21 protein-coding genes and 1 pseudogene are annotated in these 20,939 nt (G+C 71.6%); 5 read left to right on the top strand and 17 right to left on the bottom strand.

The window, feature by feature from the left end:
• Positions 1 to 155: 155 nt before the first annotated feature.
• Positions 156 to 374 carry a hypothetical protein gene (locus ACIQMV_RS20685; RefSeq protein ID WP_141367217.1) on the bottom strand — a complete coding sequence of 73 codons (219 nt, stop codon included), beginning with the start codon at positions 372 to 374 and terminating at the stop codon, positions 156 to 158.
• Positions 375 to 573: 199 nt separating this feature from the next.
• Between ACIQMV_RS20685 and ACIQMV_RS20680 the strand changes: the two genes are divergently transcribed.
• Both ACIQMV_RS20680 and ACIQMV_RS20675 read left to right on the top strand, forming a co-directional pair.
• The gene (locus ACIQMV_RS20680) at positions 574 to 1,110 is read left to right on the top strand and encodes a DUF2269 family protein (RefSeq protein ID WP_401772563.1); all 537 of its coding nucleotides are present in this window, start codon (positions 574 to 576) and stop codon (positions 1,108 to 1,110) included.
• Between the two features lie 93 nt (positions 1,111 to 1,203).
• Positions 1,204 to 1,599: a hypothetical protein gene (locus ACIQMV_RS20675; RefSeq protein ID WP_402594470.1), complete on the top strand. Its 396-nt coding sequence runs from the start codon at positions 1,204 to 1,206 to the stop codon at positions 1,597 to 1,599.
• 97 nt (positions 1,600 to 1,696) lie between these two features.
• Here the strand turns inward: ACIQMV_RS20675 and ACIQMV_RS20670 are convergent, their stop codons facing one another.
• The 3 genes from ACIQMV_RS20670 to ACIQMV_RS20660 form a co-directional block, all read right to left on the bottom strand.
• Positions 1,697 to 2,629, bottom strand: coding sequence for an SGNH/GDSL hydrolase family protein (locus tag ACIQMV_RS20670; RefSeq protein WP_402594468.1), 933 nt, complete (start codon positions 2,627 to 2,629; stop codon positions 1,697 to 1,699).
• Between the two features lie 177 nt (positions 2,630 to 2,806).
• On the bottom strand, positions 2,807 to 4,687 hold the full coding sequence (locus ACIQMV_RS20665; RefSeq protein ID WP_402594467.1) for a histidine kinase: 1,881 nt from the start codon (positions 4,685 to 4,687) through the stop codon (positions 2,807 to 2,809).
• Positions 4,684 to 5,358, bottom strand: coding sequence for a response regulator (locus ACIQMV_RS20660; RefSeq protein WP_402594466.1), 675 nt, complete (start codon positions 5,356 to 5,358; stop codon positions 4,684 to 4,686). The genes ACIQMV_RS20665 and ACIQMV_RS20660 overlap by 4 nt, the downstream gene beginning before the upstream one ends.
• 176 nt (positions 5,359 to 5,534) lie before the next feature.
• Between ACIQMV_RS20660 and ACIQMV_RS20655 the strand changes: the two genes are divergently transcribed.
• Complete coding sequence (locus ACIQMV_RS20655; RefSeq protein ID WP_141367229.1) at positions 5,535 to 5,942, top strand: hypothetical protein; 408 nt, start codon at positions 5,535 to 5,537, stop codon at positions 5,940 to 5,942.
• Between the two features lie 196 nt (positions 5,943 to 6,138).
• Here ACIQMV_RS20655 and ACIQMV_RS20650 read toward each other — a convergent pair whose 3' ends face one another.
• The 11 genes from ACIQMV_RS20650 to ACIQMV_RS20600 all read right to left on the bottom strand — a co-directional run bounded on the left by ACIQMV_RS20650 (position 6,139) and on the right by ACIQMV_RS20600 (position 17,361).
• Positions 6,139 to 6,918, bottom strand: a complete 780-nt coding sequence (locus ACIQMV_RS20650) for an enoyl-CoA hydratase/isomerase family protein (RefSeq protein WP_401772549.1) — start codon at positions 6,916 to 6,918, stop codon at positions 6,139 to 6,141.
• Positions 6,919 to 6,923: 5 nt separating this feature from the next.
• Complete coding sequence (locus ACIQMV_RS20645) at positions 6,924 to 8,171, bottom strand: cytochrome P450 (RefSeq protein WP_402594465.1); 1,248 nt, start codon at positions 8,169 to 8,171, stop codon at positions 6,924 to 6,926.
• Between the two features lie 89 nt (positions 8,172 to 8,260).
• Entirely contained in the window at positions 8,261 to 9,619 is a 1,359-nt protein-coding gene (locus ACIQMV_RS20640; RefSeq protein ID WP_402594464.1) for a cytochrome P450, read from the bottom strand.
• Between the two features lie 13 nt (positions 9,620 to 9,632).
• The gene (locus tag ACIQMV_RS20635) at positions 9,633 to 10,193 is read right to left on the bottom strand and encodes a GTP-binding protein (protein ID WP_402594463.1); all 561 of its coding nucleotides are present in this window, start codon (positions 10,191 to 10,193) and stop codon (positions 9,633 to 9,635) included.
• Positions 10,194 to 10,196: 3 nt separating this feature from the next.
• Positions 10,197 to 10,574: a DUF742 domain-containing protein gene (locus ACIQMV_RS20630; protein ID WP_141367239.1), complete on the bottom strand. Its 378-nt coding sequence runs from the start codon at positions 10,572 to 10,574 to the stop codon at positions 10,197 to 10,199.
• The gene (locus ACIQMV_RS20625; RefSeq protein ID WP_401772541.1) at positions 10,571 to 11,416 is read right to left on the bottom strand and encodes a roadblock/LC7 domain-containing protein; all 846 of its coding nucleotides are present in this window, start codon (positions 11,414 to 11,416) and stop codon (positions 10,571 to 10,573) included. The genes ACIQMV_RS20630 and ACIQMV_RS20625 overlap by 4 nt, the downstream gene beginning before the upstream one ends.
• Positions 11,413 to 12,624 (bottom strand): ATP-binding protein, encoded by a 1,212-nt coding sequence (locus ACIQMV_RS20620; protein WP_402594461.1) that lies wholly within the window; start codon positions 12,622 to 12,624, stop codon positions 11,413 to 11,415. The genes ACIQMV_RS20625 and ACIQMV_RS20620 overlap by 4 nt, the downstream gene beginning before the upstream one ends.
• An 899-nt stretch (positions 12,625 to 13,523) precedes the next feature.
• Positions 13,524 to 13,802, bottom strand: coding sequence for a hypothetical protein (locus ACIQMV_RS20615; RefSeq protein WP_141367243.1), 279 nt, complete (start codon positions 13,800 to 13,802; stop codon positions 13,524 to 13,526).
• Positions 13,799 to 14,161, bottom strand: a complete 363-nt coding sequence (locus tag ACIQMV_RS20610; RefSeq protein WP_402594459.1) for a hypothetical protein — start codon at positions 14,159 to 14,161, stop codon at positions 13,799 to 13,801. The genes ACIQMV_RS20615 and ACIQMV_RS20610 overlap by 4 nt, the downstream gene beginning before the upstream one ends.
• 225 nt (positions 14,162 to 14,386) lie before the next feature.
• Positions 14,387 to 15,865, bottom strand: coding sequence for a glutamate-cysteine ligase family protein (locus ACIQMV_RS20605; RefSeq protein WP_141367247.1), 1,479 nt, complete (start codon positions 15,863 to 15,865; stop codon positions 14,387 to 14,389).
• Positions 15,866 to 15,996: 131 nt separating this feature from the next.
• The gene (locus tag ACIQMV_RS20600) at positions 15,997 to 17,361 is read right to left on the bottom strand and encodes a pyridoxal phosphate-dependent decarboxylase family protein (RefSeq protein WP_401772535.1); all 1,365 of its coding nucleotides are present in this window, start codon (positions 17,359 to 17,361) and stop codon (positions 15,997 to 15,999) included.
• Between the two features lie 163 nt (positions 17,362 to 17,524).
• Here ACIQMV_RS20600 and ACIQMV_RS20595 point away from each other — a divergent pair, with 163 nt between their 5' ends.
• The gene (locus tag ACIQMV_RS20595) at positions 17,525 to 18,013 is read left to right on the top strand and encodes a MarR family winged helix-turn-helix transcriptional regulator (RefSeq protein WP_402594458.1); all 489 of its coding nucleotides are present in this window, start codon (positions 17,525 to 17,527) and stop codon (positions 18,011 to 18,013) included.
• Positions 18,014 to 18,164: 151 nt separating this feature from the next.
• Here ACIQMV_RS20595 and ACIQMV_RS20590 read toward each other — a convergent pair whose 3' ends face one another.
• On the bottom strand, positions 18,165 to 19,412 hold the full coding sequence (locus tag ACIQMV_RS20590) for an FAD-dependent oxidoreductase (protein WP_402594456.1): 1,248 nt from the start codon (positions 19,410 to 19,412) through the stop codon (positions 18,165 to 18,167).
• Between the two features lie 239 nt (positions 19,413 to 19,651).
• Entirely contained in the window at positions 19,652 to 19,861 is a 210-nt protein-coding gene (locus ACIQMV_RS20585) for a hypothetical protein (RefSeq protein ID WP_141367255.1), read from the bottom strand.
• Between the two features lie 729 nt (positions 19,862 to 20,590).
• Between ACIQMV_RS20585 and ACIQMV_RS20580 the strand changes: the two are divergent.
• A pseudogene (locus tag ACIQMV_RS20580) lies at positions 20,591 to 20,939 on the top strand (hypothetical protein); the annotation flags it as partial.

The following is a 20,939-nucleotide window of genomic DNA, read 5'->3' as shown; positions in this document are numbered from 1 at the left end:
CATGAGAGCCGCGGGCTGAGCGGCGCACCGTACGACGGGCGGAGTACGGCGTCGGTGGCGGCGTACTCCGTACTCCCGCGGCACGGACCCGGAGTGCGTACGGGCGTGCCCTGGCGGCCGGAGACGGAGGCCGGCCGCCGGGTCCGAGCCCTCGTTCAGTGTTCGAGGAGCTTCCTGGCCACGCGTGCCGCCGCTTCGCACTCGGCCGCGGGCGGCGACAGCTCGCTCAGCGTGTCGAGGTCCGTGTCCTGCTGGAGCTCCGTCTCCCAGGCGGCGGCGAGGCTCTCCTGTTCCTCGCGTGACAGGCCCTGGACGTGCTCCCGGTGGTGCGGGTCGAGGGCGGCCAGGAATCGCTCGACGGTATCGATGGGCATGTCGCTCTCCTTGATCAGGGGGTACCGGCCCCGGCGGGGTCGCTGTCCCCAGCGTGAGCGGCGGGCGAGCCGCGCGGCCGGCGCCGTGGCCCACGCGCACCCGGACGGAGGAGGCCCGGCCGCGTACGCCGAGGCCGGTACATCGGGTTACTCCCCTCGTCGGACGCCGGCCGCGCCACCGTCCGGCACCGTGTGGGGGGTGAGAACAAGCCGCCCCGCACGCCGTGCCTTCCTCGTGGTCCATGTGGTCGCCTCCGCCGCTTGGCTCGGCCTCTCCCTCGGACTGCTCGCCCTCGGGACCGCCGCTGTCACCACGCGGTCCGCGGTGACCGTGGAGACCTCGGTCCGCGCGATGAAACTCTTCGCCGACTGGCTCCTGCTCCCCGTCGCCTTCCTCACCCTGTTCAGCGGTCTGGTGCTGTCCCTGGGTACCCCGTGGGGGCTGGCACGGCACAGGTGGGTCCACACGAAGTTCTGGCTGACCCTGGCCACGACCGCCGCCACGATTCTCGTACTGCGCCCCGGGCTGGACTCGACGGTCCGGGACGTCGCCGCGGGCGAGCCGCTGCCCAGCTCCCGCGGAGTCCTGATGGGCCCGATCGTCTCCCTGACCGCATACGTCTTCATGACGGTGATCTCCGTGCTCAAACCCTGGGGCCTGACCCGCCGCGGCCGACGGCACCGCGCGTCCCAGCGCGCGGCCCAGACCGCCCGACGCCTGACCGAACCGGTCTGACGCGGTCGCGGACCGGGCTCGGCGAGATCACGTCTGCGCACCGGGCGCACCGGGTCGTTGACCGCAGAGCCGGGGCCCGCCACGATGCCCGCCATGCCCCACATGCCGACCGCCGTCAGGGCCGTTCGCGTCATCCTCTTCCTCGTGGCCCCGGCCAGCGGCACCGTGGCCCTGCGGTTCGCGGTGGCCGGTGCCACGGTCAGGAGTGGTGCCTTCGGCGAGCTGATCATGGGCCTGCTGTTCCTCGGAGCCCTTCCCTTCGCCGTGCTGGCCGTGATGTCGCTCGTCGTCGCGCTGAAGACCGCGAAGGGCGGCAACGGCGTCCGCGGCGGCGCGGTCGCCGCCGGCTGGCTGATGATCGGCACCGGGGTCGTCGGCGCCCTGGCGCACCACAGGGCGTGGAGCGCCGGGGCCGTGCTGGGGGCCGTCCTGCTGTTCCTGGCCACGGGGCCCGACACGAGGGACTGGTTCGACACCCCGCGCCTGTGACGTTCCGCGCGGGCCCGGCGGCCGTGCCGGGACCGCGCCGCCGGCGGCACGCGGCGGGCACCCGGCCGGGGCCCGCCGCACGCCCGCCGGCCGGGGCTCAGCCGCGCCCGTGCGGCTTGCCCAGCACGTCCAGCACCGCGCGTGCCATGGCCTCCTCACCCCGGGCGTTGGGGTGGGCCGGGGCCGCGGGCGAGGCCGGCTGCAAGGGCTCGATCCAGCGGTCCGCCGGGGACTTGCACATGTCGTGGCCGACCGTGGGCCGGTAGGTGTCGACGTACTCCGCGTGGTTCCACGCGGCCACCAGACGGAGCATCGTGTTCAGCCGTTTCTCGGTGTCCCGCAGATAGGGGAAGTCCTGCGAGGCGAACGGCACCGAGGGGAAGCAGCCGCTGCCGTCGTCGGGCAGCAGGTCCGGGTAGCCGACGACGAGCACCCGGGCGTGCGGCGCCCTGGCGTGCACGGCCCGCAGCACGCGGTCCACCTTCGGCGCCGTCCGCGCGATGTCGAGCGTCAGCCGGTCGATGCCGGACGAGGCGTAGTGACGCCGGCAGGGGTCTCCGGTCGGCTGCTGGGAGCCGAGTTGGGCGCAGGTGGCGATGATGGAGCCGAACCCGACGTCGTTGCCGCCGATCTGGACCGTCACCAGGTCCGTGTCCTTGCGCAGGGCGTTGAGCTGGGCGTCGTTGGAGCCCTGAGGCTTCCACATCTCCTCGGTCGTCGCCCCGGCGCAGCTCACGTCCTCGAAGGAGGCGGCCTTCCGCTCGGCCGCGACGATCGACGGGTAATTGCTGTCCGAACGGCCGCAGTCGGCGTCGACCTGCCGTGGGATTCCGGGACCGGAGGTGTACGAGTCCCCGAGCGACACGTAGTGCGCGGCGCGGCCGGACCCCACGCCGGACCCGGCACCGTGCGCCGAGACGGGCGCCGTGGAAGCGGCGACGAGGGCGCATCCGCCGAGCGCCGCCCCCACCGCGGCCGGCCACCGCCGGCGTCTCGCCACCGCCGCACCCGTACTTTGCTGACGAACCATCAGTTCTCCCCCCTGGGCCGGGACATCGCACGCCGTCGGCACCTGGGCGCCGCCGTCGCACGTTCGACTGGGCTTGTATACCGTTCGGTAAGTCCCCGGGGCCAGGGGTGTGAAGCGGCGCGGTGTTCCCGCGGCGGTGGCCGGGGACGACGGCTGTGCCGTGCGCGGCGCACGGCGTCACTCCGGGATGGCCAGCGGCAGTTCGGCGGTGATCGTGGCACCCTCGGGCGTGGTGCGGACGGTCAGGGTGCCGCCGATCTGCTCGACGCGCTCGTGCATGGACTGGATGCCGACGCCGGGTGTCCACGGCTCGGTGCAGCGGCCGGAGTCGGCGACCGTCACCCGCAGGTGGGTGCTGCCGCGCAGTTCCAGGGTGAGCGTGGCGGCGGTGACGGCGGCGTGCCGGGCGATGTTGGTGACGGCCTCCACCGCCACCCGGTAGGCGGTGACCTCGACGGCCGCGGGCAACTGCGGCAACTGCTCCGGGGCGTCGACCGTCACCGTGAGGGGGCGGCCGTCGGCGACCCGCAGCGGGGCGGTGCGCTGGCGGATGGCCTCGACGAGGCCGAGTTCGTCGAGGGCGCGGGGGCGCAATCCGTAGACGATCCGGCGGATCTCGGTGATCGTGTCGCCCACGTCGGCGCGCAGCGCGCGCAGCGTCCCGACCGCGTGCTCGGGGTCGGTGGCGATGAGGTTGGCGACCGCGTCCGCCGTGTAGGCGATGCCGGTCAGGGTGGGGCCCAGCCCGTCGTGCAGATCGCGGCGCATGCGCCGCCGCTCCTCCTCCAGCGCGGTCACCGTACGGCCCCTGGACAGGCGCAGTTGCTCGCTCAGACGGGCCGCGTGCAGGGCCTGCGCGAGCGGTGCCGCGACCAGATCGACCACCGCGGCGGCCGCGCGGGGCAGCCGCAGATGTCCCGGCGGCAGACCGACCACGAGATCGCCCACCTTCTCACCGTCCGCGCGCAGGGCGGTGACCTGGACGTGGTCCGGGTCGACGGTGCCCGCGGTGGCGACCACGGTGTCCTCCTGGCGAAGCTCGATGCCGGGCACACCCAGCGTGGTGCGCAGGGTGTGCAGCCACAGCGGGGGCGGGGCGCCGGCGGTCAGGTCCGTGCCGAGCCGGGTCAGCGTCTCCACCGGGTCGGCCGAGCGGCCGAACAGCATCTCGTCCATCACCGCCTCGACATGACGCCGGACCGGCTGGTACCCGGCGGCGATCCCGGCCGCCAGCAGGGGCGGTACGCCCTTGCCCGGCCGGGCGCCCACCGCCAGCTCCCACACGGCGGCGACACCCTCGTACACCGCGGCACTCAACGCGAGCATGACGAGGAGGACGGCGGCGCCGCGCATCACCACCCGTACGTCCACCGCGCGGGGCGCGACCAGCGCCACGGTGATGGAGCCCGGCAGCAGCAGGGACACCGCGCCGACCGCCACCACGCCGGCCGGGAAGCCCGGTGTGAGGGAGTTGTCCAGCGCGAACAGCAGCATCCCCGCCAGCGTCGTCGCGGCGGCACCCAGCACCAGCCACAGCACGCGGCGCCGGTCGTCGCCGGAGGTGAGCTCGAACAGCACCCAGGTGCCGGCGCACATCGCGGTCCCGGAGGCCACCCCGGCCGCGATCAGCGCCGGCTCGCCGCCCGTCACCGACGCGACCGCGCAGGCCGCCCCGCAGAGGGCGACCGAAGCCTCCGCCCAGCGCAGCGCCCGCGACACCGGCCGCACCTCGACGACGCGGAGGGCGGCCAGCGGCAGGGTGACCGTCGAGGCCAGCACCACCGGTACGACGGCGAGTTCCGGGACACCGGCCGCGGCCAGGAGCGGTGCGCCGAGCAGCGCCGCCGCGGACAGGCCGAGCAGCCGGGAGGCGGCCGAGGCCCCGCGCCGGGCGGTGACCAGGGCGTACGACGCCGTCAGTCCGAGGCCGACGATGACGGCCCACAGGAGCCACCGCCCGGACGGGGACGGCGGTGCCCACCACTGGGACGCGACCGACGCACCGGCGACCGGCGCGAGGGCCGCACACCGCAGAGCGGTCCGCAGGCGCGCGGTCATGAGGCGGGGCCGGACGCGTCGTCGCCCAGTCCCCGCTCGCGGGCGAGCAGGATGGCCTCGGTCCGGCCGCTCACTCCCAGTTTGGCGAAGATGGCGGACAGGTGGTTCGCGACGGTCTTGACGGCCAGTGCCAGCTCGGCCGCGACACGGACGTTGCCGTGGCCGCGTGCCACCAGGTCGAGGATCTCGCGTTCCCGGGCGGTCAGTTCGGGGAAGGGGTCGGCCGGCCGGGGCGGCGGTCCGACCTGGCCGAGCAGACGGGCCGCCACACCCGGCGCGATGACGAACTGACCGGTCGCCACGGACCGGATGGTGGTCAGGATCTCCTCCTGTTGGGCCCCCTTGAGGAGATAGCCGCGGGCCCCGGCACGCAGCGCCGACAGCACCGTCTCGTCGTCCTCGTACATGGTGACGACGAGCACCGCGACGTCGGGCAGCAGCGCGGTCAGCCGCCGGGTGGCCTCCACCCCGTCCATCGCCGGCATCCGGATGTCCATCACCACCACGTCGGGACGGCTCAACTGCGCCTCGCGCAGCGCCTCTTCGCCCGTGGCAGCCTCCGCCACCACGTCCACCCCGGCCAGCGAGGTCAGCAGCGCGCTCATCCCGCGCCGCACCACGGGATGGTCGTCGGCGATGAGCACCCGGATGGGACGGGCCGCGGAGGTCATGTCCCGATGATGGCGGAGAACGGTTCCCGGCGGGGAGGCTCTTCTCCCGGGAGGTGCGGGAAAACCTCCCTGCCGCCGGGGGCGGTCCACCGATGCGGGCCGGACCGGTGCTGCCGCATGCTCACCGCACCGGGTCGCCGCACCGGCGTCCCCGACTCCCGGACACAGGAGCCCAGATGAGCCAGACCAGCCGCACGGAAACCGTCCCCGGCCTCACCCGCAAGAACAAGGTGGGCCTCGTCCTCGCGGGCCTCCTGGGCCTGCTCGACATGACCAACTTCTTCACGCTCCCGGATCCCGACTCGGACACCCAGGGCCCGCCGATGGCCGTCGCCATCGCCGACGGGGTGCTCGGTGTGATCACGGTGCTCGCCGTCGTCTACACCTGGCGCACGCTGAACCGGACCGGCTCCCGCGTCGTGGCGGCCTCCCGGATCCTGTCGGTGGTCTCGGCCCTCCCGGCGTTCTTCGTCAGCGGTGTCCCGGCCGCGGTGGTCGCCCTGGTCGCCGTGTTCACGATCCTCAGCGTCGTCGTCATTGCCCTCGTCCTGACCCGCCCGGCCCCGGAGGCCGGAACCGCCTGACCGGCTCTGGGAGCACGCCGTGCCGCTCGGGCACCGGGGACGCATCCGCCACCGCAGGGGAGCGGCGGATGCGTCCCCGTGTGTCGTTCCCGCCGGCCTGCCCTCGTCCCGGTCGTGCTGCCGTCGTCGGGACGCCGAAAACGCCGTACGCGCCCGACGCCAGGGGGGCGTCGGGCGCGTACGGACGGCAGTGCGGTCAGCGCTGGGCCACGGCCCGGCCCTGGTTCAGCTGTGCGGTGAGGAGATGGGCGTCGAGCAGCGCGACGTCGGCGGTGCGGTCGGCCCGTGCGTAGCCGGCCAGCATGCGCTTGGTGAGGGTGAGGGCTTCCGGTGCGCGCCGGACGAGGGGCCTGATCCAGGCGTCGACGGCCGCGTCCAGCTCCTCCACGGGCGCGACCTTGTGCAGGAGACCGAGCCGGTGGGCGGTCGCCGCGTCGAACGGTTCGCAGGTGAGCATGAGTTCGCGGATCCTGGCGGATCCGCCCTCGGCGACCAGGCGGCCCATGGCGCCTCCCCAGGCGGGGGGCAGACCGAGGGCGATCTCCGGCATACGGAACCGGCAGGTGTCCGCCCCCGCGCGCAGATCGCAGAAGGAGGCGAGCGCCAGGCCGGCGCCCACGACCCTGCCGTGGAGTCTGGCGATGGTCACCGCGTGCGAGCTCTCCAGGGCGTCGCACACGCGGTAGGCCTTGTCCACGATGCGGCGCATGGCGCCGCCGGTCGGGTCTTCCGCCAGTGCCGCCTGGAACTCGTCGCGGTCGGCGCCGAGGCAGAAGTCGTCGCCCTCCGCCGACAGCAGCAGCACCCGGATGTCGGGCCGTTCATGGAGGCTGTTGAGCAAAGAGACGAGGTCGTCGAGAGCCGCGACCGTCAGCGAGCCGTCCTGCGCCGACGGATTGAGCCGGACGCGGAGGACAGGTCCGTCCTGCTCGACGTGTATCGCCTTGTAGGGGAAGTTGTCGAAGGCATTGGTCATTTCGATCATATGAGAGCGACATCCAGGTTCAGCGGGCGCCGGAAGGCCACGCGGGGCGCCCACGTCGGACGGCGCACGAGGGTGAGCCGCGGGAAGCGCCTGACCAGGTGGTGCAGGAGGGTCTGGGCCTCCATCCGGGCCAGGGGCGCGCCGAGGCAGTAGTGAATGCCGCCGCTGAAGGCCAGGTGCGCCGGTTTGCGGTGCAGGTTGAACAGCTCGGGGTCCTCGTGCTTGGCGGGGTCGCGGTTGGCCGCTCCCACCATGAGGTGGACCATCTCGTCCTTGCGCACCTCGACACCGCCCAGCTCGGTGTCCCTGGAGGAGACGCGGCTGATCACATGGGTGGGCGGGTCGTAGCGCAAGGCCTCCTCCACGGCGGCCGGCGCGAGGTCCGGGTGGATGGTGAGCCGGTTCCACTGCCGGGGGTGTTCGAGGAGCAGCAGGGTCATGGTCGACAACAGGGTGGACGTCGTCTCCAGGGCAGCCAGCAGCACGAACAGCGCCAGGAAGTAGACGGCCTCGTCCGCCTTGTCCTGGTCGCTCTCCATGGCGTCCCAGAGGGTGATCCAGCGCGATACGGGGTCGTCGCCCGGGTGGGCTCGCCGCTCGCGCACCAGGTCCAGGAAGTAGGCGCGCAGCTCGGCCGTGGCCGCGTCGGACAGCGCCAGTTGACTGGCCGAGGGCAGCAACTCCTGGGTGAAGACCTGGTCGTGTGTCAGCTCGCGCAGCCGGGGGAAGTCGGCGCTCGGCAGGCCCAGCCAGTGCCCGATGGTGGCGACCGGCAGCTCCTCGCTGACCAGGGCGTTGAAATCGGCCTCCCCGTCGCGCAGTCGAACGGCGAGGGAGTCCATGAGCCGACCCGTGATCCGGCCGACCGTGCCACGGATCTCCTCCATGGAGGTGCGGTCGAACATGCCGGCCGACCGGCGCACCCAGGTGTGTTCGGGGGGATTGAGGGCGGGCAGCGTCCTGCTCATCTCACGAGAGGAGGGGGCGGTCCACCGGGTGCCGTCCCCCTGCTGTTCTCGCCAGCGGGAGTCGGGCTCCAGCCACTCACGGTTGCGCAGGATCTGATCGCACAGGTCGAAGCGAGTGACGAGATGACCTCCCCAGGGCGCTGCGATGACTCCGCCCCTCGACCGAAGCTCCGCGTAGATCGGAAAGGGGTTGGCCTGGCCCTTCGCTGTCCGTAGACGAGAGAAGAGCGAGACCGCAAAACGTCTGTCGGGGGGCGGAGTTACCGCTGTCTCCACGACGGCTCCTTTCTAGGTATCAGCCGCCATGCATACCCCAACGGTGGCTTAAACATACGAGATGACTATGCGCGTTGGGGTTGCCTTCGTCACTCCCCTCGGGTCCATGCCAGGAAGCGGCTGAACATGCCCGACTTGGGCTTGGCCGCGGACGTCGTCGCAGGCCTGGGCGCCGCGGTGGCGGCCATCGGGGCGGCGGGGGCGGCCGCCTGCTGCGTCTGCGCGGGCGTCGGCGCCACGACCCGGGGCGTGAACCGGACCGGGAGCGTCACCAGCGAACGGCTCCACGGGGCCGGAACCCAGCTCAAGTCCTTGAACGGCACGCGCACTTCGACGTCGGGCAGCCGGTTGAGGAGGGACTCGACGGCGGTGACGGCGATCATGAACGCGGGGTCCTTGGCCGGACAGGCGTGCGGGCCGGCCCCGAAGGCCAGATGCGCCTTCGCGCTGAGCTGCTCACGGTGCTCGGCCAGCCGGGGATCGGTGTTGGCCGCCGCGAAGGAGATGAGGACCGGGTCGTTGGCCTTGAGCGTCCTGCCGCCCAAGTCCACGTCGTGGGTCGGGTAGTGGGCCGCGTAGTTGGCGATCGGCGCGTAGTTCCACAGGACCTGCGTGACGGCGTCCTCGATCGGCAGGCCGGCCTGCCACCCCTCGTCGAGGATCAGCGCGCTGCTCGTGCCGATGGCCGCCGCCAGGGGAGCGGTGCCTCCGGAGAGCAGCGTCACCAGCTGGTGCAGCACCTCCTCGTCGGTGAGCCCCGCAGTGTGCTCCATCAGACGGGTGGTCAGGTCCTGTCCGGGACGGCGCCGCTTGAGGGCGATCAGCTCCCCGAGCGCCTCGCCCAGGACCTGGTCGGCGTTGGGGGTGCCGTCGAAGATGCCGCTGATGCCGACGATGACGCGGTCGCCGATCTCCGGCGGGCACCCGAACAGGTCGCTGAAGACCAGCAGCGGCAGCGGCATGGCGTAGTCGGCCATCAACTCGGCCTGGCCCAGGCGGTCGGTGCTGAACCGGCTGATCAGGTAGTCGGCGGACTGCTGGGTCTGTCGCACCAGTTGGAGCTCGTTGACGCTGGCCAGACTGTCCGTGACCGCCTGGCGCAGCCGGGCGTGCGCCGCGCCGTCACTGAACAGCGCGTTGGGCCGGTACCCCATCATCGGCAGCGCCGGGCTGTCCTCGGGGACACGTCCCTGGTTCAGCGCGTTCCAGCGCCGGGAGTCCCGGACGAACGAGGCGGGGTTCTGGAGGATGTACAGAGCGGCGTCGTAGCTGGTGACCAGCTCGACCTGGACGTCCGGGGCGACGTCGACCGGCGCGCTCGGGCCGAGGGTGCGCAGGTACTCGTAGTGGCTGTCGGGATCGGAGCCGAACTGGGGGCCGTAGACCGGGACGTTGGCGTGGGCGGGGCAGCCGGGAGGTGGCCCCTGTATGCCGGGACGCTGCTGCATGAGTGGGTGGCTCCTAAGAAATGAGGGACAGGAGGTGGTGCACGAGGGTGATGAGAGCCTGCGCCGCCGAGTTCTGGTCCCGTACGTCACAGACGACGACGGGGGTCTCCGCGGACAGGTTCAGGGCCTCGCGCACCTCCGTGAGCGGGTAGTCGGTGGTGCCTTCGAAGCGGTTGACGCCGATGGCGTAGGTCAGGCCGAAGCGCTCGACCAGGTCGAGGACCGGGAAGGACTCGGAGAGCCGCTCGGGGTCGACCAGCACCAGGGCGCCGAGCGCGCCCCGGGACAGCTCTTCCCACATCTCCTTGAACCGTTCCTGACCGGGCGTTCCGAAGAGGTAGAGCACCACCTCGTCGCTGATGGTCAGGCGGCCGAAGTCCATGGCGACCGTCGTGGTCGTCTTGTCCGGAGTTCCCGACAGATCGTCAAATCCCACACTCGCTTCGGTGATCTCCTCTTCGGTCCGCAAAGGCTCGATCTCGGAGATACTTCCGATGCACGTGGTCTTCCCGACTCCGAAGTGGCCCACCACAAGGATCTTGACCGCGGTGGACACCGCTGAATCCAGGTACACGTATCACGCTCCGAATCGGGCTTTGAGGCCATCGAGTACCGCGCTGAGGATTTCTCGATCGACACGTTCGGCGCGGGGGACGGGCTTCCTCGTGATGACGAGGCCGCCCTCTTCCAACTCCGCCAGAAGAATCCGGACGATCCCCAGCGGCAGGTGCGTATGGCCGGCCACTTCGGCGACGGACAGAAAGCCGTCCGTGACCATCTCCAGAACCTGGCCGGCCTCCGGGGAAAGCATGAGGCCGGCGGCGGAGGCACCGTCCTCCGCGGACACCAGGGTCGTGCGCTCGTAGGCGTGGTCCGGGGGCAGGGAACGCCCGTTCGTGACCACGAACAGAGGCACTAATGCCGAGGTCAGCTCGAGATCGGGCTCGTCGTTCACTTGCTGCTCACCGCCCCTTGTGGTGACAGATGCGCGCTCAGCCGGGGCACCACCTGGTGCAGCCGGGTCGTGAACTCCTCGATGTCGGCGTCGTGGTCGGCCGCCGCGGCCAGGAAGGCGCGCTGACCGGCCGAGATCAGGAAGATCCAGCCGTGCTGGAACTCGATGACCGTCTGCCGCCACCGGGCGTGCTCGTGCACCCCCGCGAACTGCGAGGTGGCGCGGCTGTAGGCGTGGATGCCCGTCATCGCCGCCGAGATCGTGTCCGCCAGGTCCTGACTCATTCCCGTGGTGGCACCGCGGGGCAGACCGTCGGCGCCCAGCAGCACCGCGTGGCGGGCGCCCCGCACCTCACCGACCGCCTCGTCGAGGTCGGCGATCGGGACGCCGGTTCCCCGCCTGCCGCCCAACTGGCCCCCGGCACGGTCGGAACGCTCGGCCGCGGCCTCCGCGTTGACCCTGGGGGGCGAGGTGAGGTTGTTGCCGAGCCGGGCGACGAGCCGGTGCATGCGGAAGGAGATCTGCTGCATGTCGACGTCGGGCGCCGCGGCCGCGGCGAGGTAGGCACCCTGCCCCGCCCCGATCAGGAAGATCCAGCCATGGGAGAACTCGATGATCGTCTGGTTCCACTGCCGGTCCTCGCCGGGACCGGCGAAGTGGGAGGTCGCCCGGCTCAGCGCCTGCATCCCCGCCATGGCGGCGGATATGGTGCGCACGTCCTTCTCCGACATGCCGTCGGTCGCGCCGCGGGGGAGACCGTCTGCGGACAGCAGAACAGCGTGCCGCGCCTTCGGCACGTTGCTCACGATGTCCTCGAGCATCCACGACAGGTCGTTGGTCATGCGTTATCGGACCCTTCGAACGGAGCCGCGGAGAGGTTCCGGCCCGAGAGCGTGCCGCGCTGGAAGGCTCCCAGGCTTCGGCCGGCGCGGCCGGCCTCGTCCGGCGGTGTGACGGACTGTCCCGAGCCGTTGCGGTCGGGCACGCTGTCGGGAACGGCGTCGGGAACACTGGCGATGGGCACCTGGCGCGCCCCCCGCTTGGGCAGACCGTGCGCGGTGCGCGGACCGGACTCGGACCGGCCCGTCGCGCTGCGGATCGGGCTGACCTGGGGCACCTCGGTGGGTTCGGTCGGCGTGGTCTCCTCCTCGGTCCACAGCTCCTCCGGCAGCAGGACGACCGCCCGGACGCCGCCGTAGCGGGAGATGCCGGTGACGTCCACCCGGAACCCGTACTGCTGGGCGAGCAGGCCGATGACGGGGAAACCGAACTTCGGCTGGTTGCCCAGCTGGGACAGCCGGGGGCGGAACTCGCCGGACAGCAGGGTGGACGCCTTCTGGCGGTCCTCGTCGTTCATGCCGACACCGGCGTCGTCGATGACGATGCACAGGTTCTTCTGCACCCGCTGGAAGGTCACCTCGATCGGCGAACCCTGCTGGGAGAAACTGGCGGCGTTGTCGAGGAGTTCCGCGACGGCGAGAGCAACCGGGGAAACGGCGGACGCCTTCAACGCGAAACCGGTCTGCTGCATGATTTCGACGCGGCGGAAGTTGCGAATCTGTCCCTGCGCGCTGCGCACCACGTCATAAACACTTGCGGGCTTACTGCGGCGACCCAGCGGCGCACCGCACATCACCGCAATACCCTGAGCCTTCCGCGCCATTTGCGCATTGGCATGGTTCACTTCCAGCAGATCCGCCAGTACGGCGTGGCCGCCGTACTTCCGCTGAATTTCCTCAAGGAGTGCCAACTGCTCGGCCGCAAGGCTCTGCAGAAAGCGTGCCGAACCCTTGAGGACGGCCTTGGTGCTCTCCTCGGCCCCCTCTTCGGCTTCTTGGATGGTCTGGTCGTGCTCGGCCTTGTGACGCTGCAATTCATGCCACACCGTGGCAAGTTGTCCCTCGGCCTCGCTCAACTTCTGTGTGTAGGCGGCCTCGGCCTGGCTCTTCTTCGTCGTGATGGCACTATTTCGACGATAGAGCACCAGGGCCGCGGCGACGGCGAGCACCACCGCGGCAACCAGGCACCAAACAAGTGCGTCTCGAATCATGGAAACCTTTCCTGGCGTTTAGCCTGCAGCCGTCGGTGGGTGGCGCCTCGTGGGAGTCCGCGGCACAACCGCTCAGAGCGACCCGACCGCTGTTGCGTCGAGAACAGGCCGACCTCAATGCAGTGCCCGAGCCGAGTGGACCAAGGTCACAGACGCGGGGATGCTATCACTGACTTAGGGCACCCTCCGCAACTCCGTGAGAGCAAGTGCCCATCTCCGTTCGCCACTTGGCCGCGTCCTGATATGCGGGGTGTTGCCTTCCCGCGGCCGGGACGTTAACCGTTATGTGTTCGCTACATAAGGCGGATTGCGGGATATCTACGATTTATGCGGTCAAGTCCCCACCCAGGGCGTGGAACTGAGGGCCCGTCGCGAGCGCGGCGCACCACACGCTCACAACCCCGCACCGCTTTTTTCACAGACGAGGTTGCCCACGCCCACAGGTCATTACGCAGGGACGCCTCTCGGGTGTTCAACGGTTCCCCTCCGGCGGCCCCGCGGCCGGGGCGCCGCGCCAGGGGCGCTCGTGTTGCGGGAGGCCGAGGGCGGGCGTGGGCAGGGCGAGTTGAGAGTCCATGATCACCACTGGGTAGGATGCGGACGGAAACGGGCGGAGCCGTTCCACGTCTACCGGACGAGGCTCGCCGGATACAGGCGCTCCTCGGACAGCGTGACGGCCGAGGCACGGGATCCGCCCCTCGGTCCGCGGTGATTCACGTGTCGCGGTGGACACCATCCGGCTCGCGCACAGGGCGCCGGGCGTCATCCGCCCGCACTTGTCCGGGTCGTTGCCCGTTGCCTGGCCGCGTTGCCGCTCATCACGGCGGTCCTGTCGTGGCGTTCGGGGGCGGGTCGGCGTCAGTGGATCCGACTGCCCGCGTGTGCACCGGCGTTGTGGGTCACCTGTGGCTGTCGCACGCGCGTCGCGACGGGTACCCGGCGGCGATCCATCGGCGCACCACGGCCCGCGGCAGGTGCCCGTCGGCCGCGATGACGTCCTCGGGTATGCCGGAGGACCAGGCGGCCAGCGTCGCCCTGTGCAGTGCGGCGGCACGGACGGCGAGGCCGGCCCGGTACGCGGCCGCGGAGCCGCGGGCGAGCTGAGGGGCGTCCTCGGCCAGTTGCCGGGCCGCTCGGCGGACGGCGCGGCGGGCGCGCAGCACGTCGAGGTCGCTCATGCCGCCACCGCCTTCCGCTCCGTGCCGAAGGGCGCGTCGCCCGGATCCCGGCGCAGGTCCCGGACACCGGACTCCAGGGCCGGCCGTGCGACACGCCGCTCCAGCCCGCGCGCCGGGCCGGCCGGCGAGACGGCGGCCCGCAGGGCCGTGGTCCCACCGCTGTCACGCCGCACCCGCGACCCGGTCGCGGCCAGCCCGCGGCCGGTGCCACGAGCACCGCCGCCCTCATGCGGGATGACGCCGCCGAGGAAGCAGATGCCGGAGACGGCGCGGGAGGCGATCCGGGTGGGGCCGCCGGAGTCGCAGTCGACGCCGGCCGCCGGCCGGAGAGCGACATCGAACGTGGTCGGGTTCGCCATGGAACCTCCCCTCGCCCCGTGGGAGCGGGGCAGGACGAGGGCACGGCAGCCGCCGGCGGCGCGGGGCCGCGGGCTACCGGATGCCCGAGGAACTGGGGGACACGGGAACGCGGGGCCGGGGACGGCCCGGACTACTACTGGAGTCCATGTCTCTCACCTCCTCGGTGCCGACGGCGGACCTCCACCATACTTGCACGGCAACGCAATTACATACCCGGATGGCCGTCAGTCGACCGGCCACGTATGGCCCGGGGCGTTGAGGTGCATGTAGTCGACGTACTGCTGCGTCATACGCCGCAGCGCCTCGTGCCGGCCGCAGTGGGTGGTGGCGTCGATGTGGTGGAACATCTCCTTCTGCCAGATCGCACCGTTGCGGCCGGTGACGCACCGCTGCTCGATGATGCCGAGCAGCGGCTCGCGCCAGGCGTCGTCCATGCCGGACTGCTCCAGCCCCCGGTGGGCCAGCGGCAGCAGCCGCCGCAAGACGAGTTCGGGCACCGGCACCTCACCCATCCCGGGCCAGTACAGCCGTGCCTCCATGCCGTGCCGCGCCGCCGTGTGCAGGTTCTCCTCGGCGGCCGAGAAGGACATGCGCGACCACACCGGCCGGTCCTCCTCCACCAGGGCGCGGGTGAGCCCGTAGTAGAAGGCGCCGTTGGCGAGCGTGTCGGCGACGGTCGGGCCGGCGGGCAGCACCCGGTTCTCCACCCGCACGTGCGGCTTGTCGCGGTCGATGGCGTAGACGGGGCGGTTCCAGCGGTAGATGGTGCCGTTGTGCAGGGTGAGCTCGGCCAGCTCGGGGATGTCGCCGCGGTCCAGTGTCTCCGCGGGGTCCTGCTCGTCGCACAGCGGCAGCAGCGCCGGGAAGTAGCGCAGGTTCTCCTCGAAGAGGTCGAAGACGCTGTTGATCCACCGCTCGCCGAACCACACCCGAGGCCGTACCCCCTGCACCTTGATCTCCTCCGGGCGGGTGTCGGTGGCCTGCTCGAACAGCGGGATACGGGTCTCGTGCCACAGCTCCTTGCCGAACAGGAACGGCGAATTGGCCGCCAGCGCGACCTGGACCCCGGCGATCGCCTGCGCCGCGTTCCAGTAGCCGGCGAACTCCTCCGGGGAGACCTGAAGGTGGAACTGGGTACTGGTGCACGCGGCCTCGGGAGTGATCGTGTCGGCGTAGGTCCGCAGCCGGTCCACGCCGTCCACCTCGATGTGCAGGTCCTCGCCCCGGGCCGCGAAGACCTGGTCGTTGAGCAGCCGGTAGCGCGGGTTCTCCGACAGCGCCGCCTCGCCGACGTCCTCCTGCCGCAGCGTGGGCAGGATGCCGATCATGATCAGATGCGCGCCCACCGAACCGGCACGCTCCTCCGCGTGGTTCAGCGCGGCGCGGATCTCGGACTCCCAGGCGTCCGGGCCGCCCTCGGTCAGCCGGCGGGGCGGGATGTTGATCTCGAGGTTGAACCGGCCCAGCTCCGTCGCCCAGGCGGGGTCCGCGATCGCCGCCAGCACGTCGCTGTTGCGCATCGCGGGCTCCGCCCCGTCGTCGCCCAGGTTCAGCTCGATCTCCAGCCCCACCTGGGGCCGCTCGGACTCGAACCGTGACTCACGCAGCATCTGCGCGAACGCGTCGAGGCACTGCTGCATCTTGATCCGGTACCGGCGGCGGTCCTCGCGGGTGAAGACCAGCGCCGGGACGTCACGTCCCATCGGCCCTCCCGGAACCCCCTCCTCGGACACCTCACCTCCCCAGCGTCGCACCACCCGGCGACCCTGACCAGGCGAGGGCGGGAGGGCCCGCGCCGCACCGGGCGCGGGCCCCTCGCGGCCGTTCCGGGCGCTCACCGCGACCGGGCGAGCCGTTCCACCCGGGCGTGGACGTGATCCACGTGGTGCTCGGACTCCGGCTTCATCAGGACGCTGCGCAGGACGCGGGCGCCGTCGGTGTCCGCCGTGACCTTCGGGTGGCGGGCCGTGAACGCCTCGCGGCCGGCCCTCAGCGTGCTGAGGAACACGGGATCGGGGCCGGTCATGCCGTCGTCGAGGATGCGCGCGGAGGCGGCGTCGACGGCGCTCAGCGTGGTGGGCTCCACCGCCGGGAAGTAGGTGACGATGTCCAACTCGGGCCGCTGGTACAGCTCCAGGATCTCGGAGGCGTCGATCAGGTCCGCCCACCTCAGCGCGGCCCGGCGGCCGGCCGCGAGGACGCCGCCCAGACCGTCGGGCGTGGGCGGGAGAAGCCGGAACGTGAGCCACAGGGCGGCCGCCGAGGCGCCGGCGCGCGAGCACTCCAGGCTGATCTCGCCGAGGTGCAGTTCGGCGGAGGTGAAGTAGGTGTACGGGGAGTCGTGCAGGTAGAAGCGGCCCACCTCCGGGTCGCGGAAGAGGACGGCACCGCAGCCGTAGGGCTGAAGTCCGTGCTTGTGCGGGTCGACGACGACCGAGTCGCACCCGGCGATCGCCCGCCACGGCTCGGGCGGCAGCCCCGCGTCACCGCCGGCGCCTGCGAGCAGGGTGAAGAAGCCGCCGTACGCGGCGTCCACGTGGACGCGGGCGCCGTGGCGCCGCGCGAGGGGTACGGCGTCGTGGATCGGGTCGACGGCCCCGAGCCCGGTGGTGCCCGCGGTGACGACCACCGTGCCCACCCGGCCGGTCCGCAGCAGGTCCTCCAGCGCGCCGAGGTCCATACGGCCCCGGTCGTCGGTGGGGACAGGGTGGCCCTCCACGCCCAGGACGCGGCACATGCGGCCGTGGGTGTAGTGGGCGTCCTCGCTGTAGGCGACGCCCCGCCCGGGGTGGAGTTCCCGGGCGACGTAGAGGGCTTCGAGGTTGGCGATCGTGCCGCTGGTGGTGAGGTGGCCGAGGTGGGTGTCGTAGCCGAACATCGCGGCGAGTTGCGCGACGGCCTCCCGTTCCATGCGGGCGGTGGCCGGACCGCCGTCCAGGGCGTGGTTGTTGGGGTTGATCAGCATGGCGGTGAGGTAGCCGGCCACGGCCGCGGGGTGCGGCGGCTTGAGCATCTGGCCCACGTAGGACGGGTGGAAGAAGGGGTAGTTGTCCTTCAGCCGGCCGGTGAACTCCTCGAAGGCGGCGGCGAACCGGTCGTCGTCGACCTGGAGCGACGGGTGCGGCTGGTAGGGGGCGAAGGTGTCGGCCCACTCCTGTATCGCCTGGGTGGCTCGGCCGAGCCAATGCTGCAGGTCCACTGCTCTCCCTCTCTCCGGCTCTCGTGCGGACCCGGCCACCATAGAACTTCGTTGACTGCTCAGCAATTGATTGCTCAGTAATTGAGGTGTCGGTAGGTGCTTCGGCAGTAAACTGGGCGGGACGGAACCGCGCAGGGCCGAAGTGGGAGAGGACGTCTGGCAGGTGAATGACACGACCCGGCAGGACGACGAGGCCGCCCGTGCCGCGAACAGTCCGCTCGTGCACGACTTCGGCCTGCTGATCAAGGCCGCCACCCGCCTGGAGCAGCGGATCGACACCGCTCTGCGTCATGCGTGCGGCATCGGCCACACGATGTTCGAGGTCCTCATACGGCTCTGCCGGCAGCCGGACGAGGAGGTCTCGCAGCGTGTGCTCGCCACCGACCTCACCCTCACCAGCAGCGGCATCACCCGCCTGGTGGACCGTATGGAGGAGGCCGGCCTGGTCCGGCGCGTGCCGTCCCCCGAGGACCGCAGAAGCGTCCTGGTGGAGCCGACCGCACAGGGCCGTGCCGTCTTCCTCCGGGCCGCGGCCGTGCACGCGGACGTCGTCGAGCGCTACTTCGTCGCACCGGTAGCGGGCGACGACTACGCCCGGTTGACCGGCTCGTTGCGGGAGATCCACCAAGCGCTGCGCGAGGGCGCCGACTGAGAGGCCCCGCCCCGGACCCATCGGTATCGGTATCGGTATCGGTGCCGGTCCTGCCGCGCCGCCGCCGGTTCTTTCGGCCTTCCGGTCTTCCGGTCTTCCGGCCTACGGGCCTACCGGTCTTCCGGCCTACGGGCCTACGGGCCTACCGGTCTTACGTGCGCCGGAGCCGGCGCACGGCGCTCTCCGGTGGGCGCTCGCGCAGCGCGCCGTAGGCGAGGAAGTACGCGGGCAGCCGCCGGACCAGCCGGGATCCGGTGAGCAGGCCGGCGGTGCGCCGGGCCCGGGCGGCGCTGCCGAGGGGTTGCCGCCCCCGCAGGACGGGCGCGATGAATCCGGCGTGGGCGGCCCGTTGCAGCCCCTGCGTCACGACGGTGGTGGGACGGCGGCGGCGCTGCACGGCGCGTACGTCGCGCAGGCCCACGGTCCCTCGGCGCAGTGGCTCGACCAGGTGCCGGGCGGCGGCGACGGCGTCCTCCACAGCGAGGTTGATGCCGATGCCGAAGACCGGGGACATCGCGTGCGCGGCGTCGCCGATGCACAACAGCCCCGGCCGGTGCCAGCGGCGCAGCCGGTCCAGCCGCACGTCCAGGAGCTTGACCTCGTCCCAGGAGCGCAGGGTGTGCGTGCGGTCCGCGACCCAGGGCACGGCGGTGGCGAAATCGGCCAGGAAGCGGTCGAGGCCGGCGGCGCGGCGCTCGGCGTCGGTGCCCTTGGGGATGAGCGCGGCGCACTGCCAGTACGACCCGCGGTCGATCATCGCGGTCAGGAAGCGGTCGCCCGCGCCGCCGACCAGTCCGCTCGGGTCGCCCTCGTGCCGCGGCAGCCGGAACCACCAGGCGTCCATCGGGCAGTCGAAGCGGCGCAGCCCCAGTTCCGGCCGCGAGCGGGCCAGTGAACCGCGGCCGTCGCAGGCGACCGTGAGGACCGCGCGCAGTTCACCGGTGCGGCCGTCGGAGGTGCGGTAGCGCACCCCGGTGACCCGTCCGCGCTCCATCAGGAAGGAGGTCGCCTCGGTGTTCATGCGCACGTCGAAGGACGGCTCGCGCCGAGCCTCGTCCACGAGGAGGTCGAGCAGGTCCCACTGGGGCACCATCGCGACGTAGTTGTACGGGCCGGGAAGCGCGGTGAGGTCCGCGACCGTCACCATCGACCGGCCGGGTCCGGCGGGCAGTTGGACGGTGCGCACCCGGCGCTGGGGCAGCCGCGCGAAGCGCTCGGCCAGCCCCAGGTCGTCCAGCAACGCCAAGGTCGAGGGGTGCACGGTGTCGCCGCGGAAGTCGCGCAGGAAGTCGCCGTGCTGTTCCAGCACGGTCACGCGTACGCCCGACCGGGCCAGCAGCAGGGCGAACACCATGCCCGCGGGACCGCCCCCCACCACACAACACGTGGTCCGCTCCATCACGGCCCTGCCTCTCAGGAGAGCAGTAATTCATCAGATGATGAAAATTATACTCCCCGAGGGACGTGGCGGGCAGACCCTCTGAGCGGTCCGGAAGCGCGATCCGAAACCGAGGCACCATCCGAAACCGTGGCCCGGTGGCGGGTCCGCCGTGCCCGGCGGGCGCGGGTGTCGCCCGTGCCCGCCGGGAGGCCGGTCCACGGCGCGGGCCGGTGCCGATCCGTGTCGGTCAGCGCCGGTCAGAAGGAGACGCTGACATTCGCCTGGCGGTACTGGCCGACGGTGCCGAGGACCTGTTCGCCGGTGGCGGCGACCTGGCCCAGCAGGTCCGCGTCGCAGACCGCCGTGGGGCCGACGGCGATGCCGGCGTGCGGGCTCAGACCGCCGGAGATGTCGTCGAGCGCGGCCTCGGAGATCTCGGCCGTCCGGATCCGGGGAGCGGTGTTCATGAAATTTCCCTTCGTACCGATGTCCGCCGACGGGGGCCGACCCGCTGGGGACAGTGTGCGGGTCGCGACTGGATCACCCCCGCGACGCGAAGGATCCAAGCACGGAGCCGGCCGGGGTCTCCACTCAACCTGTACGCCCCGTCAAGAGGGTTGACCGCACCGGTGACCTATCTGTGCAGGCGTGCCCACGACTTCGGGGATGCTTCGGCACACGCCGTACGGCATTCGGGTGCCGATTCCGTCCCCGCCGTTGTTCCGAACGCGTGACGCGCGTGCGGCGGTGCGCGACCGTCGCGTCTTTGTGTGGTTTCATGATTCCTTGTGTCCTCTTTGCGTATTCAGTGCGCGGGTTTACCAAAGACGGATGGATGTTCGACGCTGAAGACGGGCTGTCACCGATCGGCTGTGGGCCATACGGATGGCCGGAACGGGCCGCTGACCCCCGCACGGCTTCGTTCGGCCCACGGGCGGCCCGCGGACGGCTCCGGAGAGCGGGAGACCGACCCGGACAACGGGATGGGGCCCTTCCCGACCCAAGCGAGGGGCAGCCGCGGCCAAGGACGCTCCTCGTTCCCTCGTGCGGCGGTATGGAGAGGGCATCAGTAGCCCGGATGCGACGCTCAGGTGGTGGGGCGTCAGATTTCCGCTGAAGGTGATCACGTCGCGGCTGTGATTCCCGATTGAGTGGGCGTTGGGCCGGCTCTCGCAGTCGTGACGGAAGGAACACCCATGCGTATCACCCGTACTCTGTTCACCTCCGCGGCCCTGGCCGCGGCTGTGGCGTTCTCCGTCCCTGCTGCGAGCGCGGTGACCCTGACCGCGCTCCCCTCCTCGCAGCAGCAGGCCACCAAGGCCGACAACTCCGGCGGCGAGGACTCCGACGACAACGACAGCGACGAGGGCCAGAAGGGCGAGGACCGCGGCGACGACGAAGGCCGCGACTACGGCGACAAGGGCGGCGAGGGCCGCGACAACGGCGGCGAGGAGCGTGGCGAGGGTCGCGACAAGGGCCGTGGCGAGGGTCGCGGCGAAGGCCGTGAGGGCCGTGAGGGCCGGCCGCAGGGTGGCGTGCAGGCCG

It is taken from the genome of Streptomyces sp. NPDC091412 (assembly GCF_044756885.1).
Taxonomy (GTDB): Bacteria; Actinomycetota; Actinomycetes; order Streptomycetales; family Streptomycetaceae; genus Streptomyces.
The sequence above is the reverse complement of the archived record's forward strand: the minus strand, read 5'-3'. Positions and strand labels throughout refer to the sequence as shown.

Coding starts and splice junctions, on each gene's coding strand:
- ACIQMV_RS20685 (WP_141367217.1), bottom strand. CDS start 374: ATGCCCATCGATACCGTCGAGCGATTCCTGGCCGCCCTCGACCCGCAC.
- ACIQMV_RS20675 (WP_402594470.1), top strand. CDS start 1,204: ATGCCCCACATGCCGACCGCCGTCAGGGCCGTTCGCGTCATCCTCTTC.
- ACIQMV_RS20670 (WP_402594468.1), bottom strand. CDS start 2,629: ATGGTTCGTCAGCAAAGTACGGGTGCGGCGGTGGCGAGACGCCGGCGG.
- ACIQMV_RS20665 (WP_402594467.1), bottom strand. CDS start 4,687: ATGACCGCGCGCCTGCGGACCGCTCTGCGGTGTGCGGCCCTCGCGCCG.
- ACIQMV_RS20660 (WP_402594466.1), bottom strand. CDS start 5,358: ATGACCTCCGCGGCCCGTCCCATCCGGGTGCTCATCGCCGACGACCAT.
- ACIQMV_RS20655 (WP_141367229.1), top strand. CDS start 5,535: ATGAGCCAGACCAGCCGCACGGAAACCGTCCCCGGCCTCACCCGCAAG.
- ACIQMV_RS20650 (WP_401772549.1), bottom strand. CDS start 6,918: ATGACCAATGCCTTCGACAACTTCCCCTACAAGGCGATACACGTCGAG.
- ACIQMV_RS20640 (WP_402594464.1), bottom strand. CDS start 9,619: ATGCAGCAGCGTCCCGGCATACAGGGGCCACCTCCCGGCTGCCCCGCC.
- ACIQMV_RS20625 (WP_401772541.1), bottom strand. CDS start 11,416: ATGACCAACGACCTGTCGTGGATGCTCGAGGACATCGTGAGCAACGTG.
- ACIQMV_RS20620 (WP_402594461.1), bottom strand. CDS start 12,624: ATGATTCGAGACGCACTTGTTTGGTGCCTGGTTGCCGCGGTGGTGCTC.
- ACIQMV_RS20615 (WP_141367243.1), bottom strand. CDS start 13,802: ATGAGCGACCTCGACGTGCTGCGCGCCCGCCGCGCCGTCCGCCGAGCG.
- ACIQMV_RS20610 (WP_402594459.1), bottom strand. CDS start 14,161: ATGGCGAACCCGACCACGTTCGATGTCGCTCTCCGGCCGGCGGCCGGC.
- ACIQMV_RS20605 (WP_141367247.1), bottom strand. CDS start 15,865: ATGGGACGTGACGTCCCGGCGCTGGTCTTCACCCGCGAGGACCGCCGC.
- ACIQMV_RS20590 (WP_402594456.1), bottom strand. CDS start 19,412: ATGGAGCGGACCACGTGTTGTGTGGTGGGGGGCGGTCCCGCGGGCATG.
- ACIQMV_RS20585 (WP_141367255.1), bottom strand. CDS start 19,861: ATGAACACCGCTCCCCGGATCCGGACGGCCGAGATCTCCGAGGCCGCG.